This is a genomic window from Halomonas sp. A3H3 (assembly GCF_000982975.1).
GTDB lineage: Bacteria > Pseudomonadota > Gammaproteobacteria > Pseudomonadales > Halomonadaceae > Vreelandella > Vreelandella titanicae.
Genome location: NZ_HG423343.1, coordinates 4,611,551 through 4,629,422 on the forward strand (window position 1 = coordinate 4,611,551; position 17,872 = coordinate 4,629,422).

17 protein-coding genes are annotated in these 17,872 nt (G+C 54.8%); 3 read left to right on the forward strand and 14 right to left on the reverse strand.

What is annotated here, in order from left to right:
- Positions 1–302: 302 nt before the first annotated feature.
- Together aspS and HALA3H3_RS20940 are read right to left on the reverse strand one after the other, a co-directional pair.
- The gene (aspS, locus tag HALA3H3_RS20935) at positions 303–2,084 is read right to left on the reverse strand and encodes an aspartate--tRNA ligase (protein ID WP_022523491.1); all 1,782 of its coding nucleotides are present in this window, start codon (positions 2,082–2,084) and stop codon (positions 303–305) included.
- A 65-nt stretch (positions 2,085–2,149) separates the two neighbouring features.
- The gene (locus HALA3H3_RS20940) at positions 2,150–2,449 is read right to left on the reverse strand and encodes an FmdB family zinc ribbon protein (protein WP_022523492.1); all 300 of its coding nucleotides are present in this window, start codon (positions 2,447–2,449) and stop codon (positions 2,150–2,152) included.
- A 296-nt stretch (positions 2,450–2,745) separates the two neighbouring features.
- On the opposite strand from HALA3H3_RS20940, the gene HALA3H3_RS20945 reads away from it, so the two are divergent.
- A complete protein-coding gene (locus tag HALA3H3_RS20945) occupies positions 2,746–3,687 on the forward strand; it encodes a D-2-hydroxyacid dehydrogenase (RefSeq protein ID WP_022523493.1) in 942 nt (313 codons plus the stop codon).
- Between the two features lie 35 nt (positions 3,688–3,722).
- On the opposite strand, the gene HALA3H3_RS20950 is transcribed toward HALA3H3_RS20945, so the two are convergent.
- Both HALA3H3_RS20950 and HALA3H3_RS20955 read right to left on the reverse strand, forming a co-directional pair.
- On the reverse strand, positions 3,723–3,998 hold the full coding sequence (locus tag HALA3H3_RS20950) for an acylphosphatase (protein WP_022523494.1): 276 nt from the start codon (positions 3,996–3,998) through the stop codon (positions 3,723–3,725).
- Positions 3,999–4,034: 36 nt separating this feature from the next.
- Complete coding sequence (locus HALA3H3_RS20955; protein WP_022523495.1) at positions 4,035–4,934, reverse strand: YihY/virulence factor BrkB family protein; 900 nt, start codon at positions 4,932–4,934, stop codon at positions 4,035–4,037.
- A 143-nt stretch (positions 4,935–5,077) separates the two neighbouring features.
- On the opposite strand from HALA3H3_RS20955, the gene HALA3H3_RS20960 reads away from it, so the two are divergent.
- Positions 5,078–6,172, forward strand: coding sequence for a bifunctional nicotinamide-nucleotide adenylyltransferase/Nudix hydroxylase (locus tag HALA3H3_RS20960; protein WP_022523496.1), 1,095 nt, complete (start codon positions 5,078–5,080; stop codon positions 6,170–6,172).
- A gap of 13 nt (positions 6,173–6,185) precedes the next feature.
- Here HALA3H3_RS20960 and HALA3H3_RS20965 read toward each other — a convergent pair whose 3' ends face one another.
- From HALA3H3_RS20965 to HALA3H3_RS20995, 7 genes are all read right to left on the reverse strand, one after another.
- Positions 6,186–7,103, reverse strand: a complete 918-nt coding sequence (locus HALA3H3_RS20965; protein WP_009286686.1) for a LysR substrate-binding domain-containing protein — start codon at positions 7,101–7,103, stop codon at positions 6,186–6,188.
- 62 nt (positions 7,104–7,165) lie between these two features.
- Positions 7,166–8,587: a cardiolipin synthase gene (gene cls, locus HALA3H3_RS20970; RefSeq protein ID WP_022523497.1), complete on the reverse strand. Its 1,422-nt coding sequence runs from the start codon at positions 8,585–8,587 to the stop codon at positions 7,166–7,168.
- Positions 8,588–8,680: 93 nt separating this feature from the next.
- Complete coding sequence (locus HALA3H3_RS20975; protein WP_022523498.1) at positions 8,681–10,186, reverse strand: fumarate hydratase; 1,506 nt, start codon at positions 10,184–10,186, stop codon at positions 8,681–8,683.
- 190 nt (positions 10,187–10,376) lie between these two features.
- On the reverse strand, positions 10,377–11,198 hold the full coding sequence (gene nei / locus HALA3H3_RS20980; RefSeq protein ID WP_022523499.1) for an endonuclease VIII: 822 nt from the start codon (positions 11,196–11,198) through the stop codon (positions 10,377–10,379).
- A gap of 4 nt (positions 11,199–11,202) precedes the next feature.
- Entirely contained in the window at positions 11,203–13,227 is a 2,025-nt protein-coding gene (gene uvrB, locus HALA3H3_RS20985) for an excinuclease ABC subunit UvrB (RefSeq protein ID WP_009286682.1), read from the reverse strand.
- 24 nt (positions 13,228–13,251) lie between these two features.
- The gene (locus HALA3H3_RS20990) at positions 13,252–13,659 is read right to left on the reverse strand and encodes an OsmC family protein (protein WP_022523500.1); all 408 of its coding nucleotides are present in this window, start codon (positions 13,657–13,659) and stop codon (positions 13,252–13,254) included.
- Entirely contained in the window at positions 13,659–13,856 is a 198-nt protein-coding gene (locus HALA3H3_RS20995) for a hypothetical protein (protein WP_007114205.1), read from the reverse strand. The genes HALA3H3_RS20990 and HALA3H3_RS20995 overlap by 1 nt, the downstream gene beginning before the upstream one ends.
- A 176-nt stretch (positions 13,857–14,032) precedes the next feature.
- Here HALA3H3_RS20995 and ygfZ point away from each other — a divergent pair, with 176 nt between their 5' ends.
- On the forward strand, positions 14,033–15,004 hold the full coding sequence (ygfZ, locus tag HALA3H3_RS21000) for a CAF17-like 4Fe-4S cluster assembly/insertion protein YgfZ (protein WP_009286681.1): 972 nt from the start codon (positions 14,033–14,035) through the stop codon (positions 15,002–15,004).
- 7 nt (positions 15,005–15,011) lie between these two features.
- Here the strand turns inward: ygfZ and HALA3H3_RS21005 are convergent, their stop codons facing one another.
- The 3 genes from HALA3H3_RS21005 to HALA3H3_RS21015 all read right to left on the reverse strand — a co-directional run bounded on the left by HALA3H3_RS21005 (position 15,012) and on the right by HALA3H3_RS21015 (position 17,839).
- Positions 15,012–15,779, reverse strand: coding sequence for a TatD family hydrolase (locus tag HALA3H3_RS21005; RefSeq protein WP_027959408.1), 768 nt, complete (start codon positions 15,777–15,779; stop codon positions 15,012–15,014).
- 22 nt (positions 15,780–15,801) lie between these two features.
- Positions 15,802–17,391: a peptide chain release factor 3 gene (locus HALA3H3_RS21010; protein ID WP_022523502.1), complete on the reverse strand. Its 1,590-nt coding sequence runs from the start codon at positions 17,389–17,391 to the stop codon at positions 15,802–15,804.
- Between the two features lie 238 nt (positions 17,392–17,629).
- The gene (locus HALA3H3_RS21015) at positions 17,630–17,839 is read right to left on the reverse strand and encodes a putative motility protein (protein WP_022523503.1); all 210 of its coding nucleotides are present in this window, start codon (positions 17,837–17,839) and stop codon (positions 17,630–17,632) included.
- Between the last annotated feature and the right edge of the window lie 33 nt (positions 17,840–17,872).

Below are 17,872 nucleotides of genomic sequence, written 5' to 3' on the forward strand. Positions count from 1 at the left end.
CTTGCAAGTATCGGGCTTTGGTGAGTGTAGCCACCTTACCCCGCCATGACGCCTCGTATCCGCTTCCTGTTCGTCAGGCCAGCGTTTTGCCTCGGGCTGCCTTCAGATTCCCCCTCGCGAGGGACACCCTTGCCGTCGGCTAGCACTTCCCCTTGCAGGGCGTGCAGGGGACTTTCACCCCCAAGTCATCCTGAAGCACCACCCCCAGGAACAGCGCCGGTCAAGGCGCTGCGCGCCATGCCTGGCGCACTACAAAAACACCGACGCCGTGGCGTCGGTGTTGAGCAGCCATCCAAACCGATTTATTCGGCGGCGGGTTCCGCTTTGACTTTCTGACGTAGGCGGATGTTCAAATCTTTCAACTGCTCGGGGCTGACTTCGCCCGGTGCATTGGTCATCAAACAGGCAGCGCTTTGGGTTTTCGGGAAGGCGATGACTTCACGAATAGTTTTGGCACCGACCATCAGCATGACCAAGCGATCCAAGCCAAAGGCTAAGCCACCATGAGGCGGTGCACCATACTGAAGTGCATCCAGCAGGAAGCCAAATTTCTCTTGGGCTTCTTCTTCACCGATGCCTAGAATCTCAAACACCGTGCTCTGCATGGTCTGATCGTGGATACGAATAGAGCCGCCGCCCAATTCGGTACCGTTGAGCACCATATCGTAAGCGCGTGAAAGCGCATTGGCGGGGTCTGCCTTGAGCTCTTCCGGTGTGCAGGAAGGCGCGGTAAAGGGGTGGTGCAGCGGGCTCAGGCGACCACTGTCGTCGGCTTCAAACATTGGGAAGTCGACTACCCACAGTGGCGCCCACTCTTGAGTATAGAGTTCCAGATCAGCACCGAGCTTGACGCGCAGCGCGCCAATGGCTTCGTTAACGATACGGGCTTTATCGGCACCGAAGAAGATGATGTCACCATCTTCTGCGCCCACGCGGTCGAGCAGCTCTTCAACGATGTTTTCCATAAACTTGACGATCGGAGACTGCAGACCTTCAAGCCCTTTGGCGCGCTCGTTGACCTTGATCCACGCCAAGCCTTTGGCGCCGTAGATGCCGACAAACTTGGTATATTCGTCGATCTCTTTGCGCGATAGCTTGGCGCCGCCGGGTACTTTCAGCGCCGCTACGCGACCATCATCCGCGCTGGCGGGGCCAGAGAAGACTTTGAAATCGACTTGCTGCATCAGGTCGTCGACATCGGTCAGTTCCAGCGGGATACGCAGATCCGGCTTATCGGAACCGAAGCGGTCCATCGCTTCCTGCCAGGTCATGCGCGGGAACTCAGGGAGTTCGGCTTTTAGCACGTCCTGGAAAAGCTGACGAATCATGGCTTCGGTAATGCCCATGATGTCGTTCTCTTCCACAAACGACGCCTCGATATCAATCTGAGTGAACTCAGGCTGACGGTCGGCGCGCAAATCTTCATCGCGGAAGCACTTGGCAATTTGGTAGTAGCGGTCAAAGCCCGCCACCATCAACAGCTGCTTAAACAGTTGCGGCGACTGAGGCAGTGCAAAGAAACTACCCGCGTGGGTACGGCTAGGCACCAGGTAATCACGAGCACCCTCTGGCGTAGCGCGGGTGAGTACCGGCGTTTCGATATCCAGGAAGCCTTGGTTTTCGAGGTACGCGCGCACGTTATGAGAAATACGCGAGCGCAGACGCAGCTTCTCGATCATATCCGGGCGACGCAGATCGATATAGCGATGCTTTAAGCGCACTTCTTCGCCGACCTTGCCATGCTCATCCAGCTGGAATGGCGGGGTAACGGCGGTGTTGAGCACTTCAACGTCTTTTGCCAACACTTCAATCATACCCGTCGGCATGTTGGCGTTTTGGGTGCCTTCTGGGCGCAGCCGAACGCGACCAGTGATACGCAGGACAAATTCACTGCGGGCACGGTCGGCATTAGCGAATGCCTCGGCGGTATCAGGGTCGACCACGAACTGTGCGATGCCGTCGCGATCGCGCATATCGAGGAAAATTACCCCACCGTGGTCACGGCGGCGATGAACCCATCCGCATACCGTAACCGTTTGATCCACCAAAGTTTCGTTTAGCTGGCCGCAATAATGGCTGCGCATGTCAAATCCTGTTCTGTTACGTGGCAATGAGTGTGTCGCGGGCGTCCCGACCCTGACTGCCGCGGCTATGCCGCGGCGCCCTTGTCTTTGGGAGTGTCGCTCTTAGCGGTAGCGCTGGAATCGCTTGATTTACCGGCATCTGCAGAGGCAGTTTTGCCATCAGCGGCCAGGTTCTTTTTGCTACCCGTTTTGAAATCAGTTTCGTACCAACCGCCGCCGGCCAAACGGAATCCCGCTGCCGAGACAAGCCGTTCCAAGCCATCACTTTGGCATGCAGGGCAATCATTGAGAGGATCGGCGCTAATCTTCTGCAATTTTTCCATGCGATGGCCGCAGGCCTTGCACTCATATTCATAGATGGGCATCTTAATGACTCCTAATAAGCTCAACCCTGACAAGCTTAGTTCTGACAGGCCTGATTCTAAAGACCCAGCTCTAAAGGCTCAGTTCTAAAGACCCAGCTCTGACAAATCCAGTTCTATCTAAAAGACTCGTTCTGAAAAGAAAGAACAATGGCGAACACAAACGCTGCCAGGCTGCAATATGTGGCCAGTCGGGGTAAATTCCAAGGCTGCGGTTGATAAAGCGCCGCCATTATACCCTTTTGTGCCCCCTGACGAGCAAGGTTATACAGCCCCCTGCGGTTAATGGAGAGAAGAAAATGCCCCATGCGGTGATACTGGATGCGCAAAGTCTCGGCCCCGAGATCAATTTGGCCGCCATTAAAGAGACGGTTTCAAACCTTGAGGTGTTTGAGCAGAGTACCACGCAACAAGCGCGGGAACGCCTTGCTAACGCCGATGTAGCGATCGTGAACAAGGTAGTGCTGGACGCCGAAACGCTGCAGCAACTGCCAAAACTGCGGCTAATATGCGTATTGGCGACAGGTCTCAATAATATCGATCTTGAAAGCGCAAAAGAACACAACATTGAAGTTAAAAACGTCGCGGCTTACGGCACTGCCAGCGTTTCCCAACACACTTTGATGCTCATGCTCGCGTTAGCCAATCGTCTTCCCCAATATCAGCGCGATGTCGCCGCAGGCGAGTGGCAGCGTAGCGCCTTCTTCTGTTTGCAGGATTACCCAACGCTCCAACTGGCAGGTAAACAGCTAGTGATGGTCGGACAAGGCGAGTTAGGTACCGAAGTAGCACGCTTGGCGGAAGCCTTTGGCATGCAAGTCACCTTCGCCGCCCGCCCCGGCAAAGAAGCTAATGATAAGCGCCCTGCCCTGGACGACCTGCTTCCCGATGCCGATGTTATCAGCCTGCACTGCCCGTTGAGCGAGGCCACCAAGCACTTGATCAATCGGGAGCGCTTAACGCGCGCCAAGAACTCACTGCTACTGGTCAACTGCGCCCGCGGCGGGGTTATCGATGAAGTGGCAGCGTTAGAGGCGCTGCGTAGCGGCAAGCTGGGTGGATTAGGCGTTGATGTACTGCCCGCTGAACCACCCAGAGATGGGCACCCACTGCTGGATGCACTCAGCGAGCCGCTAAACTTAATTGTCACGCCTCACAACGCCTGGATTACACCAGAAGCGCGCCAGAATATTGTTAGCCTGACAGCTAACAATATCCTTGAATGGAAAGGTGCCCAATAGAGACCTGCCGTCTCATTAGAGGCTCCCAATAGGCTTTACTGGGTGGCAAAGTGGCTCGGGGCGCGGCAGTTATCCAGCACCTCGAGCTCTACATGGGTAACTTGTGCACCTTCTGAGCCCTGCCATAGCCATTCGCTTAGCAGCTTGACTGCGTCGGAGTGACCACACATCAACACTTCAACCCGGCCATCGGGCAAGTTTTTGGCATAGCCGGTGATACCGTGCTGAAGGGCTTTCTCTTGGGTAGCCCGGCGATACCAGACCCCCTGCACCTTACCGGTCACAAGGGCACGTACACAGCAATCACTCATACTTACCTCCTTACCTTGGCGCTTCTGAACGGAGTGTTAAACATACTCACGTTTGACAATCACTGCACTGTTACGCGGAATCAGCGGGCGGCCACGGCGTAGTAGCAATGAGCGGGTGAACGCCGCCCCAAACAGCAATATTAGTGAACTGTAGTAGACCCATAGCAAAATCATGACTACCGACCCGGCGGCGCCATAGGTAGATGCTGTAGCCGTATACGCCAGGTAAATCGCGATTACACTGCGCCCAATAGTAAACAGTACGGCAGTGACGACTGCGCCAATCAACACATCTTGCCAGCGCAACACAACGTCGGGAAGTACTTTAAAAATGGTGGCAAATAGTAAGGTGACCACAGCCAGCGAGACCAGCGACTCAACTGACGTTGTCAGTAAGCTGGCATAAGGCACCAGATTATCGGCGGCCTGGAGCATACCGCGCAAAACGACGCCTAATACCAGCGATACCATCAGTATAAATCCGATGGAGAGCACCACCGTTAACGATAGCAACCGGCTTTTAATAAAACGTAAAGCGCTATTAGAAGTGGGCTTTGCCGTTACGCCCCAAATGGTATTGAGCGAAAATTGCATCTGGGCGAAAACGGTTGTTGCACCGATCACCAGGGCTCCTACGCCCAATAGCGTTGGCAGGATACCCGACTCCTCAATCCTGGATTGAGCGACGGCGTCTTGAATAGCGACAGCTGCGTCAACCCCTAAGGTACCTTGCAGTTGCGCTACAATTTGTCCCTGAGCCGCCTCTTCTCCCATCACGACACCGATAACTGTGACAGCGATAATAATGGTAGGCGCCAATGAGAAAAGTGTATAGAACGCTAGCGAACCTGCGTAGCTAAAGGCATTACGCTCCAACCATAGTGACGTGGCGTCTTGGACTACTTTCCACCAAAAGATAGCGGCGCGTTTAATCATATTCACTCCCTGTGCTCTGGGTAACGGGGCTTTTTATAAGCGTTATCAACATCCTATTTTTCTAGCATACCTAACCACAGCGTTTAGCGCAGTTTTCTGGTAGGTTGCATCTCTGAGTTCACCAAACGAAAAAGGAAGCTTGGATGGCCACTGATACTTCGCGCTCTGCGACTGCCTGCGATTTCGACTGTTTGGTGTTTATTGGCCGTTTTCAGCCGCCACATCTGGGGCATCTCGCGGTCATTCGTGAAGCGCTCAAACGCGCACGGCAGGTCATTGTGTTGGTAGGCTCTTCTTGGCAGGCTCGCTCACTGCGTAACCCCTGGCGATTCGACGAACGACAAGCCATGCTTCGCGCGGGATTTGACGACGCCGATAATCAACGCTTGGAGATCACCCCGCTACTCGACGCCCTCTATAACGACGATGTTTGGGTGCGCGATGTGCAGCGCAAAGTGCGCGATTTAGCTGCACCTGCCAATGCTCGCCTACCACGTATTGGCTTGATCGGAGCCAGCCGCGGCCAGTCAAGCTACTACCTTTCACTGTTTCCTCAGTGGGAGTCTGTCAGCGTGCCGTCGGTGGAGGGGATTTCAGCCAGCCAAATACGTGAGCGACTGTTTCGCTCGCCGAGCTCAACGAATGACTACCTGAGTACCGGCGCTTACCACGATTTACCGCCAGGGGTGGTGGAGAGCGTCAAACACTTTTGCAATGAGGGCGCCTATCAGCGCCTGATCGAAGAGCAGCAGTTGTTGGATCAGTACCGTCAGGCCTGGGCTCACGCGCCCTACCCGCCTATTTTTGTCACGGTCAACGCAGTGGTCGTGCAGTCAGGCCATGTGCTGCTGGTACGACGCACGGCGGCACCGGGCAAAGGCCTTTATGCCCTGCCGGGAGGGTTTATTAACCCCCATGAACGGCTGCTGGATGCTTGCTTGCGTGAACTTCGCGAACGCATTCGCTTAAAGGTTCCTGAGCCTGTACTCAAAGGCTCGCTGCGTGGGCAACGCCTGTTTGATGAACCCCACCGCAGCTGGCGCGGGCGCACCTTGGCGGAAGCTTTCTATTTTGCGCTACGCCCCGATCAGCAGCTGCCACGCCTAAAGCCCGTTAAAGGCGGTGATCATGCGCGCTGGGTAGCACTTGCAGATCTCGAGCCCGACAGCCTGTTTGAAGATCACTTCTTCATCATTCAGAACTTTTTAGGGCTACCCGCAGATTTTGGCAGTAGCTAAACGTCAACAGGCCCTAGGCTTGTAGGAAATCCCGCGGCAGCTTCATCATCTGCCGCCATAAACGCTCTACGCCGGGCTTATGCACCATCGAGCAGCGATATAAGCGGATTTCCAGGGGGATATCCCAGCTAGGGTCGCCTGCCCTCACCAAACGGCCACTTTTCAGCTCTTCACGAATACAAAAGTCGGGGATCCATGCGACGCCAACGCCTTGTAATACCATTCCCTTCAGGCCTTCAGCCATGGCCGTTTCATATACCGTACGCAGCTTCATACGCAGCGGGTCATTTTTCAGCAGCATGCGCACACTGCGCCCTAAAAAGGCCCCCTGGGTGTACGAAAGATAGGGAATGGAGGTGTCGTGCTGGAGTGAAAACTTTGCTTTCCCATGCTCGTCGGGTAACGAAACGGGCAGCATATTGACCTTACCAATTGAGAAAGAGGGGAATACTTCAGCGTCCAGTTGCATCGTCGCAAAAGGGTCATAGTAGGCGAGCATCAGATCGCAGTTACCCTCTCGCAGCACATGTATTGCCTCGCCCACATTCATGGCCACCAAGCGGGTCGGCAACTCGCCCAAACCCTGCTGCAGGCGGGAGATCCAAGGCGGATAAAAACTCAATGCCAGGGAGTGCGCCGCGACAATATCCAGCGCCTCATTGGCAATAGAGAGACCGCGCAAATGGCTAAGCGATTCGTTTAACTGTTCGACCAGATTGCGCGCAGTAACCAAAAACAGCTGCCCTTCGGGCGTTAACCCCACGGGGGTAGTTGAACGATCTACCAAGGTGACATCAACGGCCTGCTCCAACGCGCGAATACGGCGACTAAAGGCTGGCTGGGTCACGTGTCGCTGGCGTGCTGACGCAGAGAAGCTGCGTGTATTGGCTAGCGCGACAAAATCCTCCAGCCATTTTGTTTCAAGATTCACCCCATGACTCCTTGTCTCACCCTGCGTTTGAGCATCTCGATTTTCCTTTTAGGCTGACGTATCTATTGAACCGGGGCCATTAAATAGGCCGCCCGCGAAACGACTTTCATCCATACCGGGCGCTGGTTAATTTCATCGATAGTGACACGACGACAGTGAGCAAAGTCTTTTTCCAGCATCGCCTCGACGCTGGTAGCAAAATCGCGGCTAGGAATAAACGCGGTAATCTCAAAATTTAACCGAAACGAGCGATTATCCAAATTGACTGTCCCTACCGTGGCTGCTTCGTCGTCTACCAGCATGACTTTTTGATGTAAAAAACCAGGAAGATAACGGTATATTTTAACACCCGCCCTTAACATATCGGGTAGAAATGAGAACGCAGAGAGGAAAACCAACAAGTGGTCGGGGCGCTCTGGAATCATCACCCGAACGTCGACGCCGCGCATCGCTGCCAGCCGCAGCGCATCCTGAACTCCCTGGTCAGGGACGAAATAGGGGCTAGTCACCCACAGCCGCTGCTTGGCGCTATGAATGACCTGCTGGACGAGAAGGCTGGCGGTGTCCTGACGGTCAGCGGGCCCAGAAGGCACGATCACCACATGGTGGTCGGTCACTGAGGAACACGTATCGGCCATCCAGTTCAGGCTAATCACTTCATCCGTCGCCCAGTGCCAATCCTCCCAAAATGCCTCCTGCAAGCCCAGTACGCTGGGCCCTGCAAGCTTGAGATGGGTATCACGCCAAGGCCCGTGCCGTGGGTTCTCGCCGAGATATTCGACCCCAATATTAAAGCCCCCTATCCAGCCCTCCTTGCCGTCTATTACCGTTATTTTGCGATGGTTGCGAAAGTTAAGCTGAAAACGGTGCTTAAAGCCTCGCGATGAGCGAAAGGCACTCACGGCCACCCCATCGCTGATTAAATCATTGAGGTAGCTATCGGCTAACTTGCGGCTACCCACTTCATCATAAAGAAAATAGACCCGCACGCCGCGCCGGGCAGCACACTGTAAATGGTGCTTCAAACGTTGCCCGAGAGCGTCGTCGCGAACAATGAAGAACTGCACCAAAACATATTTTTCCGCCCGGTCAATACCATCGAACAGGCTTTCAAACGTTGCTGGCCCGTCAATGAGCAGTGTCGCTTGATTGCCATGGGTTAACGGCATCATGGCAAGCTGCTCGACCGCCTGAATATCGGCGTTGGTAGAGGGCGCAACGTAGGGTTGAACGTTAGCCCGGTAGTGCACTAGAACCCGGCGTAGCACGGTGTCCCGCTGGCCGCGGGCAGACACATAGCCATAAAACCTTGGACGCCCGAAAAACCAGTACGCTGGAAGCGCGACATAAGGGAACGTCAGCAGCGAGATGATCCATGCCACGGCCCCCTGAGAGGTGCGACTAGACATCAGCGCCATAATGGCTGAAACGATGCCAAGCAGGTGTATCAGTAAGATGCTGGTCCCTAGCAACCAGGAGGTCATAGTCACGTCCTTATAAAAGCCCTCACATAGAACAAGGCCTCGCCGTCAGCGAGGCCCTTATGCGTCTAAAGCCTAATCAACCTTACCACTCCATTACGCCGATTGGGCAATAATCTCTTTCCACTTCGCAGGCCCGGTTTGATGTACCGATGTGCCCAGGCTATCAACGGCGACGGTCACCGGCATATCTTCAACCTCAAACTCATAGATTGCTTCCATACCTAGGTCTTCGAAGCCCACTACCCGCGATTTTTTAATCGCTTGAGCGACCAGATAAGCCGACCCACCGACCGCCATTAAGTACACCGCTTCATTGTCACGGATAGCATCAATAGCGGCTTGGCCACGCTCTGCTTTGCCGACCATGCCTAACAGGCCAGTCTCTTCCAGCATAGTGCGGGTAAATTTATCCATCCGCGTGGCGGTAGTTGGGCCAGCGGGGCCAACGACTTCGTCACCAATGGGATCAACCGGGCCCACGTAGTAGATAAAGCGACCTTTCATATCCACGGGCAGCGGCTCGCCTTTGGCCAGCATATCGACCATGCGCTTATGAGCAGCATCGCGCCCCGTGAGCAGCTTACCGTTCAACAGCAGCGTATCACCAGGCTGCCAGGTTTTAACCTCCTCAGGCGTCACCGTATCAAGATTGACACGTTTGACGTTTTCACCCGCCTCGCGAGTGATTTCCGGCCAATCCTCAAGCTTCGGCGGCTCAAGTACCGCGGGGCCAGAGCCGTCAAGCGTGAAATGGGCATGACGGGTCGCCGCGCAGTTGGGAATAATCGCGACGGGCTTGTTGGCCGCATGGGTTGGATAGTCTTTGACTTTAATATCCAGCACGGTGGTTAAGCCGCCTAACCCCTGGGCACCGATACCGCTCTTGTTGACCTTGTCAAACAGTTCTAAACGCAGCTCTTCGGCACGGTTGCTGGGGCCACGGGCCTGTAGATCCTGAATATTGATAGGATCGAGTAGCGCTTCTTTGGCAATCAGCATGGCCTTTTCGGCGGTGCCGCCGATGCCAATCCCCAGCATCCCGGGTGGACACCAGCCAGCGCCCATCTTCGGAAGCTGCTCCATCACCCAATCAACCACACTGTCGGAGGGATTCAGCATGGCGAACTTGGATTTTGCTTCGCTACCACCGCCCTTCGCCGCTACGTGAATATCGACCGTATCGCCGGGCACAATCGAGTGGTGAATAATCGCCGGGGTGTTGTCTTTGGTATTGGCACGCTTGCCGTCGGGATCCGCCAGCACCGAGGCGCGCAGGATATTATCGGGGAGCAAATAAGCGCGACGAACACCTTCGTTAATCATGTCGTCCAGGCTCATGTCCGCTTCCCAGGTAACGTTCATGCCCACGTGAACGAATACGGTGACGATGCCAGTGTCCTGACAGATTGGACGGTGCCCGGTGGCGCACATGCGTGAGTTAATCAAAATCTGTGCGATGGCGTCTTTGGCGGCAGGGTTCTCTTCGCGCTCATAGGCGGCGGCCATGGCGTCGATGAAATCTTTAGGATGGTAGTAAGAGATGTACTGCAGAGCATCGGCAACGCTTTGAATAACGTCGTCCTGGCGAATCACGGTCATGGACTAATAGCTCCTAGGTTATCGTCTAGTCAGCGGCTTCCCCTCCGCGCCCGCGGAGGTGCCGTCTTAGCGTGCTACCAGTATACCGTATTGGCACTTACGCAGCAGCAATCCCTGGCACCTATCTGACTACTATGGTTAGGGCTTTAGTCGATGGTATCTCTTAAGCAAGATAACGGTATAACCCTACTCACGCCGACTGACAATATGGGCATAAATAAAGCCTGCGCGCCCCGACCCTTTTGCGCTCGATCACCGTTCCACAGCGGTGGCACTCTAGCCCTGCTCGCTCGAAAACCGCAAAACGCCACTGCCTGCGCGGCTCACCCGCTGCTTTAGCCTGAGCAATCCAGGCCTCACAATTAGTAACACCTGCGGCTTGGTAGGCTTGCCGGGTAACATCAATGATGCAGTCAGCCAGAGTTTGCTGCTGTTCTGGGGTTAAATCCACCGGTCGAGCGCTTGGCGGAAGCTGGGAGAAAAACAGTATTTCAGAGCGCAAATAGTTGCCCAGCCCGGCGACCAACCCCTGATCGAGCAGCAGTGCCCCCAGGCTGCGTTTATGAAACTGCTTTAAATTCAGCCGCTGCTGCACATCGGAGGGAGCCACGTCTTGACTCAGTAGATCAGGGCCCAAGCGGGCTAAGAAAGGGTGTTCGGTGAGATGTTCTGCGTGCCAGAGGGAAATATCGGAGGCGCTATAGAGGCTGGCGCAGTGCCCTTCTGCGCTCAATCGAACCCGCAGCGCTCGCTTGGTATTAGGCGGCTTATCCTCGCTATGCAGCTTCCAAACACCATAAAGTTGGTTGTGGGAATAAAGCACGCGCTGATCGGCAAACCGGACCAGCATTGCTTTACCCCAGGTATCTACTCGGGCAACCCGAACACCAATAAATGAGGCTGCCTGCTCGGCAAGTTCTGGAAAGGCGAACCAGGCATCGTCGATCACCCGTCCACCTATCTGCTGCTCGATACGATCCGCCGCGCGGCGAATTTCTGGGCCTTCTGGCATACCGCTAGCCCAGCGCCAGCTGTTTGTCTTTCATTTGATGGAGCTGGTCGCGAAGCCGAGCCGCCTCTTCGAACTCCAGATTTTGTGCTGCCTCAAACATGGCGTCTTCGAGCTTGCTGATGGCGCCCAACAGATCATGCTTGCTCATCGTGGTGACATCATACTCGGCGGCGCTTTCCGCCACCTTGCGCTCATTACCACGCCGACGGCTGTTCTTCTTGCCCGGCGCCTGGGCGGCTTCAAGGATATCGGCCACTGAGCGGGTAACCGTTGTTGGCGTAATACCGTGTTCTAGGTTGTGTTCGGTCTGCTTGGCGCGACGACGCTCGGTTTCATCAATCGCCTTGCGCATCGAGTCAGTAATCCGATCACCGTAAAGAATCGCCTTGCCGTGGGCGTTACGGGCAGCACGGCCAATGGTCTGTATCAGCGAGCGCTCGGCACGCAGAAAGCCCTCTTTATCGGCGTCGAGAATTGCCACCAACGATACTTCGGGAATATCCAGGCCTTCACGTAGCAGGTTGATGCCCACTAACACATCAAACTTGCCCAGGCGTAAGTCACGAATAATCTCAACCCGCTCGACGGTGTCGATATCCGAATGTAAATAGCGCACTCGAATGCCGTGCTCGTCAAAATACTCGGTCAGGTCTTCCGCCATACGCTTGGTTAGCGTGGTCACCAGCACCCGCTCACCTACTGCAGTGCGCAGTCCAATTTCCGATAGCAGATCGTCTACTTGGGTACTGGCCGGACGCACTTCAATTTCAGGATCCAGCAGCCCGGTGGGACGCACCACCTGCTCAACGGTCTGGCTAGCGTGTTCGCCCTCATAGCGGCCTGGAGTGGCGGAAACAAAGATGGTTTGTGGTGAAATGGCCTCCCACTCTTCAAACTTCATGGGCCGGTTATCCAACGCCGAAGGCAACCGGAAACCATACTCGACCAGGGTCTCTTTACGCGAACGGTCGCCTTTGTACATACCACCTACCTGGGGCACGCTGACGTGGGACTCGTCGATAAATAGCAGTGCGTCATCGGGCAGGTAATCAAAGAAAGTAGGCGGTGGCTCGCCGGGGGCACGCCCAGAGAGGTAGCGGGAGTAGTTTTCGATACCGTTGCAGTAACCCAGCTCCAGCATCATCTCAATATCGTAAAGTGTGCGCTGCTCAAGACGCTGTGCTTCTACCAGCCGTTCATGCTTACGCATCCACTCCAGTCGCTCTTTGAGCTCCTCTTTAATGGCATCAATGGCGCCCAGAATCGTTTCCCGGGGGGTGACGTAGTGCGATTTTGGATAGATAGTCATCCTTGGCACCTCCCCGCGGACAGCGCCAGTGAGCGGATCAAACAGTCGGATAGTGTCGATTTCGCTGTCAAACAGCTCTACCCGCACCGCCTCCTCGTCAGAGTCGGCAGGAAAGATATCGATCACATCGCCGCGCACCCGGTAAGTACCGCGGCGGAAATCCATATCATTACGAGTGTACTGAAGCTCGGCCAAGCGCCGCAGGAAAGCGCGCTGGTCAATCAACTCGCCGCGAGTGAAGTGCAGACGCATCTTTAAGTATTGGTCGGGGTCACCCAAGCCGTAAATCGCTGACACTGATACCACAATCAGCGCATCGCGCCTTTCTAGCAGTGCCTTGGTGGCCGAAAGCCGCATCTGCTCGATATGGTCGTTTATCGAGGCATCTTTCTCGATAAAGGTATCCGAGGAAGGCACATAGGCTTCCGGCTGGTAGTAGTCGTAGTAGGAGACGAAATACTCTACGGCGTTATCCGGGAAAAACGCCTTGAATTCGCCATACAACTGGGCAGCCAGGGTCTTGTTCGGCGCCATCACGATGGTCGGGCGCTGCTGCTGTTCCACCACATTGGCCATGGTGAAGGTTTTGCCCGACCCGGTCACGCCAAGCAGCGTTTGGTGAGCAAGCCCAGATTCCAGGCCACTAATCAGCCCTTTAATAGCAGCAGGCTGGTCGCCAGCGGGCTGAAATTTTGACTGCAATCGAAAGGCTTTGCTCATCGGTGCTCCTATAAAAGATATAATTTAAACTAACCGGGTGGCGATCTCGACCGTAGACTGGGTCATCAGGCGTTGAATCGGGCACCGGTGGCTAATATCTTCCAGCCGGGCGCGCTGTTCGGGGTCTTCAATACCGTGCAGTGTTAATGCCACGTCTAGCTTGTAGATGCCCTTTTTTTCCTGACTATCGTCCCGCTGCACGGTGACGGTAATGCCCTCAAGCGGCCACTCTTTACGCTTGGCGTACATCTGCACGGTAACCGCCTTGCAGGTACCCAGAGCAATATCGAAATAGTCGTGGGGATCAGGGGCACTGCCCTCGCCACCTACTATCGGTGGCACATCGGCATATAGATCTTCCAAACCATTGACTTCAACTCGCTGCCTAAAGACATGGTTGCGTTCACTGATCACGGTAATGGGAGGGTGCATTAGGATACCTTTACGCCTAGCTTGAGTTTTTCAATGGCATTAATCAGCGTCTCGCGTTTTGCCCGGCCGTCCACATCGGCACCATGGCGCCCCACTTCGGCACTATCAACGCCATCAAGCATCATGAGTGCAGTGGTGATTTTGTTCACCTGATCGACCGATTTAACACCCTGGAATGTCAACGACTGCTGTGCCATAGCGTTTCCCTACCTGTTGCCCTGTGCAAAACTGATACAAGAGAAAGAGTCTAGCACGCTAATGGTGCCTTGCAATCAGTGACGACTGCCCACACCTAATAGCATTCAAGGCACTTTTACTTTTACGTACTGAATGCATCACTATCGAACGCTTTCCCACTTTTGCAGGAGTTTTTATGGCGACCGTTACCGCTAGCACCCCCGCCCTTGGCAGCGTCCGCCTTAACCACTTAGCCGCGCTGGATGTGAAGGGGGCGGATGCAGAAAAGTTCCTACAGGGCCAGACCAGCGCCCAAGTCAGCTTGGCCGACGGGCACTTTGCGCCGCTCACCTGTTTCTGCACGCCTAAGGGCCGCATGCTGGCCAACGCCCAGCTAATGCGCTTGGGCGAAGAGCATTATCGGCTACTGCTCAGTAATACCCTATTGGATAGCCTAGAGAGTCATCTTAAAAAATTCGCCGCTTTTTACCGTGCTGAACTAACCAGCCAACGCGACCTAGTATTCATTGGTGCCAGCGATGAGGCCCAATCGCTTGCGAATCAGCTGGGCCTGACGCTAGCTGATCAAGTAGGCACCCATACTAGCAACGATCAGGCCTGCGCAATCCGCTACCCTGGTGAGACACCGCGCTGGCTATTGTGTTTCGCAAACGACAGCAAGGTCGATTTAGCGTCGGCTCAGGATGACCAAGCGGGCCGTAACGCTTGGCAGCTTGAGGATATTCGTAGCGGTTTGGCGTGGCTAACCGATACCCAACAGGATCACTTCCTGCCCCAAATGCTGAACTGGGAAGCGCTGGGCGGCATTAGCTTTAAAAAAGGCTGTTACACCGGCCAGGAAGTCGTCGCCCGAGCACACTTCCGGGGTCAGGTGAAAAAGCGCTTGATGCGTATTAGCTTAGAAGCCGACTCACTGCCCGCAGCAGGTGCTAGCGTGGTTAATAGTGACGATAAAGCGGTAGGTGAAGTGGTGGTCAGTGCGTTTAATCATCAAGGCGGCGTCGAATTACTGGCAGTCATGAGCACCAAAGTCGCCGAAGAAACTATGCAACTTTATTTAGATGGGGTGCCAGCGACACTTCTCACGTTACCCTATACGATTGAACGCGTTGACCCTGAACAGCTGGCAGTTAGCCTTAACGGCTAGGCTTATTCTAGGTTGAAGGCAAGCCAAACAGCGTCGCGGCGGTATTACTGCTCTGAGCTGCGACCTGCTCCTCTGTTTGCCCGCGCAGTGCGGCAACAACGCTGCATACCTCAGCCACTCGACATGGCTCATTACGCATGCCCTGGTAGCCGCTAAGCGGCATATCGGGGCTGTCGGTTTCCAGCACAAAGGCATCGTCAGGCAGTCCCTCAACGGTTCGCCGTAACCGCCTGGCGCGTTCATAGGTGACTGCGCCGCCCAACCCCAGCTTGAAGCCCAGATCGAGAAACTTGGTTGCTTGCTCAATGGAGCCTGAGAAGGCGTGAATCAGCCCTGCCTCTGGAAGCGCAAGCTGGCGTAGGCGCTTGGCGACCTTATCGTTGGCGTGGACACAGTGCACCACTACCGGCAGAGAATGCTGTTTCGCTAGCTTCAGCTGGACATCAAAGTAGTGCCACTGCGCTTCAAGCGTGTCGGTAAAGCGACCATCAATACCGCACTCGCCCACTGCTACTATCTCAGGGTGCTCAGCGAGCAAATGATCAAGCGCGTTGATATCCGACGCTTGATGCTCATCGACAAAGTAAGGGTGCAAGCCCAAGCATACCGACGTATCCGGCCGCTCGCCGAGCGCCAGCACCTGCTGCCAGCGCGAACGGGTCGTCCCCGGTACCACAAAGTGCACGACACCCACTGCCTTAGCGGACTCGAACACCTCAGCCCGATCATCATCGAACTGAGTAAAATCGAGATGGCAATGAGCATCTATCAGCATGGGAACGCCTGACATATAGGGATTAGTGCTCGCGGGTAGGCTGGAAGCGAATATCCGGCCAACGCTCCTGAGTCATCTGCAGGTTCACCCGGGTAGGCGCAATGTAGGTGAGATAACCACCGCCATCGATCGCCAGGTTGGCGCTGGCCTTGCGCTTGAACTCTTCCAGCTTTTTGGCATCTTCACAGTAGACCCAGCGAGCTGTCTGGACATTGACACCTTCATAGAGGCAGTCGACCTTGTACTCCTCCTTGAGACGGTGGGCGACCACATCGAACTGCAGGGTACCTACGGCGCCGAGAATCAGATCGTTGTTGTCCATCGGCATAAAGACCTGGGTAGCCCCCTCTTCGGAAAGCTGCTGCAAGCCTTTTTGTAGCGCCTTCATCTTAAGTGGATCTTTAAGCCGTACGCGCTTAAATAGCTCGGGGGCAAAGTGGGGTATGCCGGTAAAGCGCATATCTTCGCCCACGGTAAAGGTATCGCCGATCTGAATCGTGCCGTGATTATGCAGGCCAATAATATCGCCGGGCCAAGCCTCTTCTACCTGGGAGCGGTCGGAGGCCATAAAGGTCAAGGCGTCGGCAATCTTAACGTCCTTGCCGATACGCACATGGCGCATCTTCATGTTCTTTTCGTACTTACCCGAGCAGACGCGCAAAAAAGCGATGCGGTCGCGGTGATTGGGATCCATATTGGCCTGGATTTTAAACACGAAGCCGGTGAAGCGCTCATCATCAGATGCGACTACCCGCGTATCGGTTTCGTGGGCCTGGGGCGGCGGCGCGTACTCGACAAAACCGTCAAGCATTTCACGCACACCAAAGTTACCCATGGCGGTACCGAAATAGACCGGTGAAAGCTCCCCCCTCCGGTAAGCATCCAGATCAAACTCATGGGAGGCACCGCGCACCAGCTCGACTTCCATGCGCAGCTCTTCGGCCTGCTCTTCTCCAAGCACAGCATCCACTTCGGGATTATCCAAACCCTCAATGCGCTTATCCTCGGGAATGCGGCTACCCTGCCCCTGGGTATAAAGATGAATCACGTCGTTATAAAGGTGATAAACGCCCTTAAAGTGGCGACCCATGCCAATCGGCCAGGTCATCGGCGCACACTGGATATTCAGTACCGTTTCAACTTCATCCATCACCTCAATGGGATCACGGATATCGCGATCCATTTTGTTGATGAAAGTGAGGATCGGCGTGGTGCGCAGACGACACACTTCCATCAATTTAATGGTGCGATCCTCAACACCTTTGGCGCCGTCGATCACCATCAAGGCAGAGTCAACCGCCGTAAGCGTACGGTAGGTATCTTCAGAGAAGTCTTCGTGACCCGGTGTATCCAGCAGATTGACGATGCGGCCGCCGTAGGGGAACTGCATCACCGAGGTCGTTACCGAGATCCCCCGCTCCTGCTCCATCTTCATCCAGTCTGACGTTGCATGGCGATCGTTACGCTTGCTCTTCACCGAGCCGGCTAACTGGATGGCATTCCCAAATAGCAGCATTTTTTCGGTAATGGTGGTTTTACCGGCGTCGGGGTGCGAAATAATAGCGAATGTCCTGCGAAGCTCGGCTTCACGGGCTAATTGAGTCTCTTTCATTGTGCCTCTTCAAATATAGGGTCTCATTCGCAGCACTCACTCAGCAGCTTTCGCTAACTGGCCACCGCGCGTTGAGCCATGTCCATTGCGACAATTGTAACGCTTGGAGGCGGCTGTTGTCGCGGGTGGCGTCAAATGTGACGCTCTTGAAAAAGGCCAAAAAAAACGCTGAACAAGTCAGCGTTTTAATCTTACAAAGTGGCACAAGGCCGATGTTAACCACCACCAAAGCCGGGGGCTAGGCGAAGGTATTTACCTGCGTACCTAGGGTGCCCTCTTTAGCTAGATCTGGCTGCGCGCCAGTATCGGCAGAGGCCATTATTTCAGTTACTTGATCAGCTTGCGTATCCAAAGCTTCTTTGAAAACCTGCATTTGAGCCTGTTCGGCGGTTTGCGCCTGATTCATATACAGCGATGCACTGACTGAACTGCTGATGCCTACATCCATATATCCACCTCATGGTGTGCAAATGTACTTATA

Coding starts and splice junctions, on each gene's coding strand:
- aspS (WP_022523491.1), bottom strand. CDS start 2,084: ATGCGCAGCCATTATTGCGGCCAGCTAAACGAAACTTTGGTGGATCAA.
- HALA3H3_RS20940 (WP_022523492.1), bottom strand. CDS start 2,449: ATGCCCATCTATGAATATGAGTGCAAGGCCTGCGGCCATCGCATGGAA.
- HALA3H3_RS20945 (WP_022523493.1), top strand. CDS start 2,746: ATGCCCCATGCGGTGATACTGGATGCGCAAAGTCTCGGCCCCGAGATC.
- HALA3H3_RS20950 (WP_022523494.1), bottom strand. CDS start 3,998: ATGAGTGATTGCTGTGTACGTGCCCTTGTGACCGGTAAGGTGCAGGGG.
- HALA3H3_RS20955 (WP_022523495.1), bottom strand. CDS start 4,934: ATGATTAAACGCGCCGCTATCTTTTGGTGGAAAGTAGTCCAAGACGCC.
- HALA3H3_RS20960 (WP_022523496.1), top strand. CDS start 5,078: ATGGCCACTGATACTTCGCGCTCTGCGACTGCCTGCGATTTCGACTGT.
- cls (WP_022523497.1), bottom strand. CDS start 8,587: ATGACCTCCTGGTTGCTAGGGACCAGCATCTTACTGATACACCTGCTT.
- HALA3H3_RS20975 (WP_022523498.1), bottom strand. CDS start 10,186: ATGACCGTGATTCGCCAGGACGACGTTATTCAAAGCGTTGCCGATGCT.
- nei (WP_022523499.1), bottom strand. CDS start 11,198: ATGCCAGAAGGCCCAGAAATTCGCCGCGCGGCGGATCGTATCGAGCAG.
- uvrB (WP_009286682.1), bottom strand. CDS start 13,227: ATGAGCAAAGCCTTTCGATTGCAGTCAAAATTTCAGCCCGCTGGCGAC.
- HALA3H3_RS20990 (WP_022523500.1), bottom strand. CDS start 13,659: ATGCACCCTCCCATTACCGTGATCAGTGAACGCAACCATGTCTTTAGG.
- HALA3H3_RS20995 (WP_007114205.1), bottom strand. CDS start 13,856: ATGGCACAGCAGTCGTTGACATTCCAGGGTGTTAAATCGGTCGATCAG.
- ygfZ (WP_009286681.1), top strand. CDS start 14,033: ATGGCGACCGTTACCGCTAGCACCCCCGCCCTTGGCAGCGTCCGCCTT.
- HALA3H3_RS21005 (WP_027959408.1), bottom strand. CDS start 15,779: ATGCTGATAGATGCTCATTGCCATCTCGATTTTACTCAGTTCGATGAT.
- HALA3H3_RS21010 (WP_022523502.1), bottom strand. CDS start 17,391: ATGAAAGAGACTCAATTAGCCCGTGAAGCCGAGCTTCGCAGGACATTC.
- HALA3H3_RS21015 (WP_022523503.1), bottom strand. CDS start 17,839: ATGGATGTAGGCATCAGCAGTTCAGTCAGTGCATCGCTGTATATGAAT.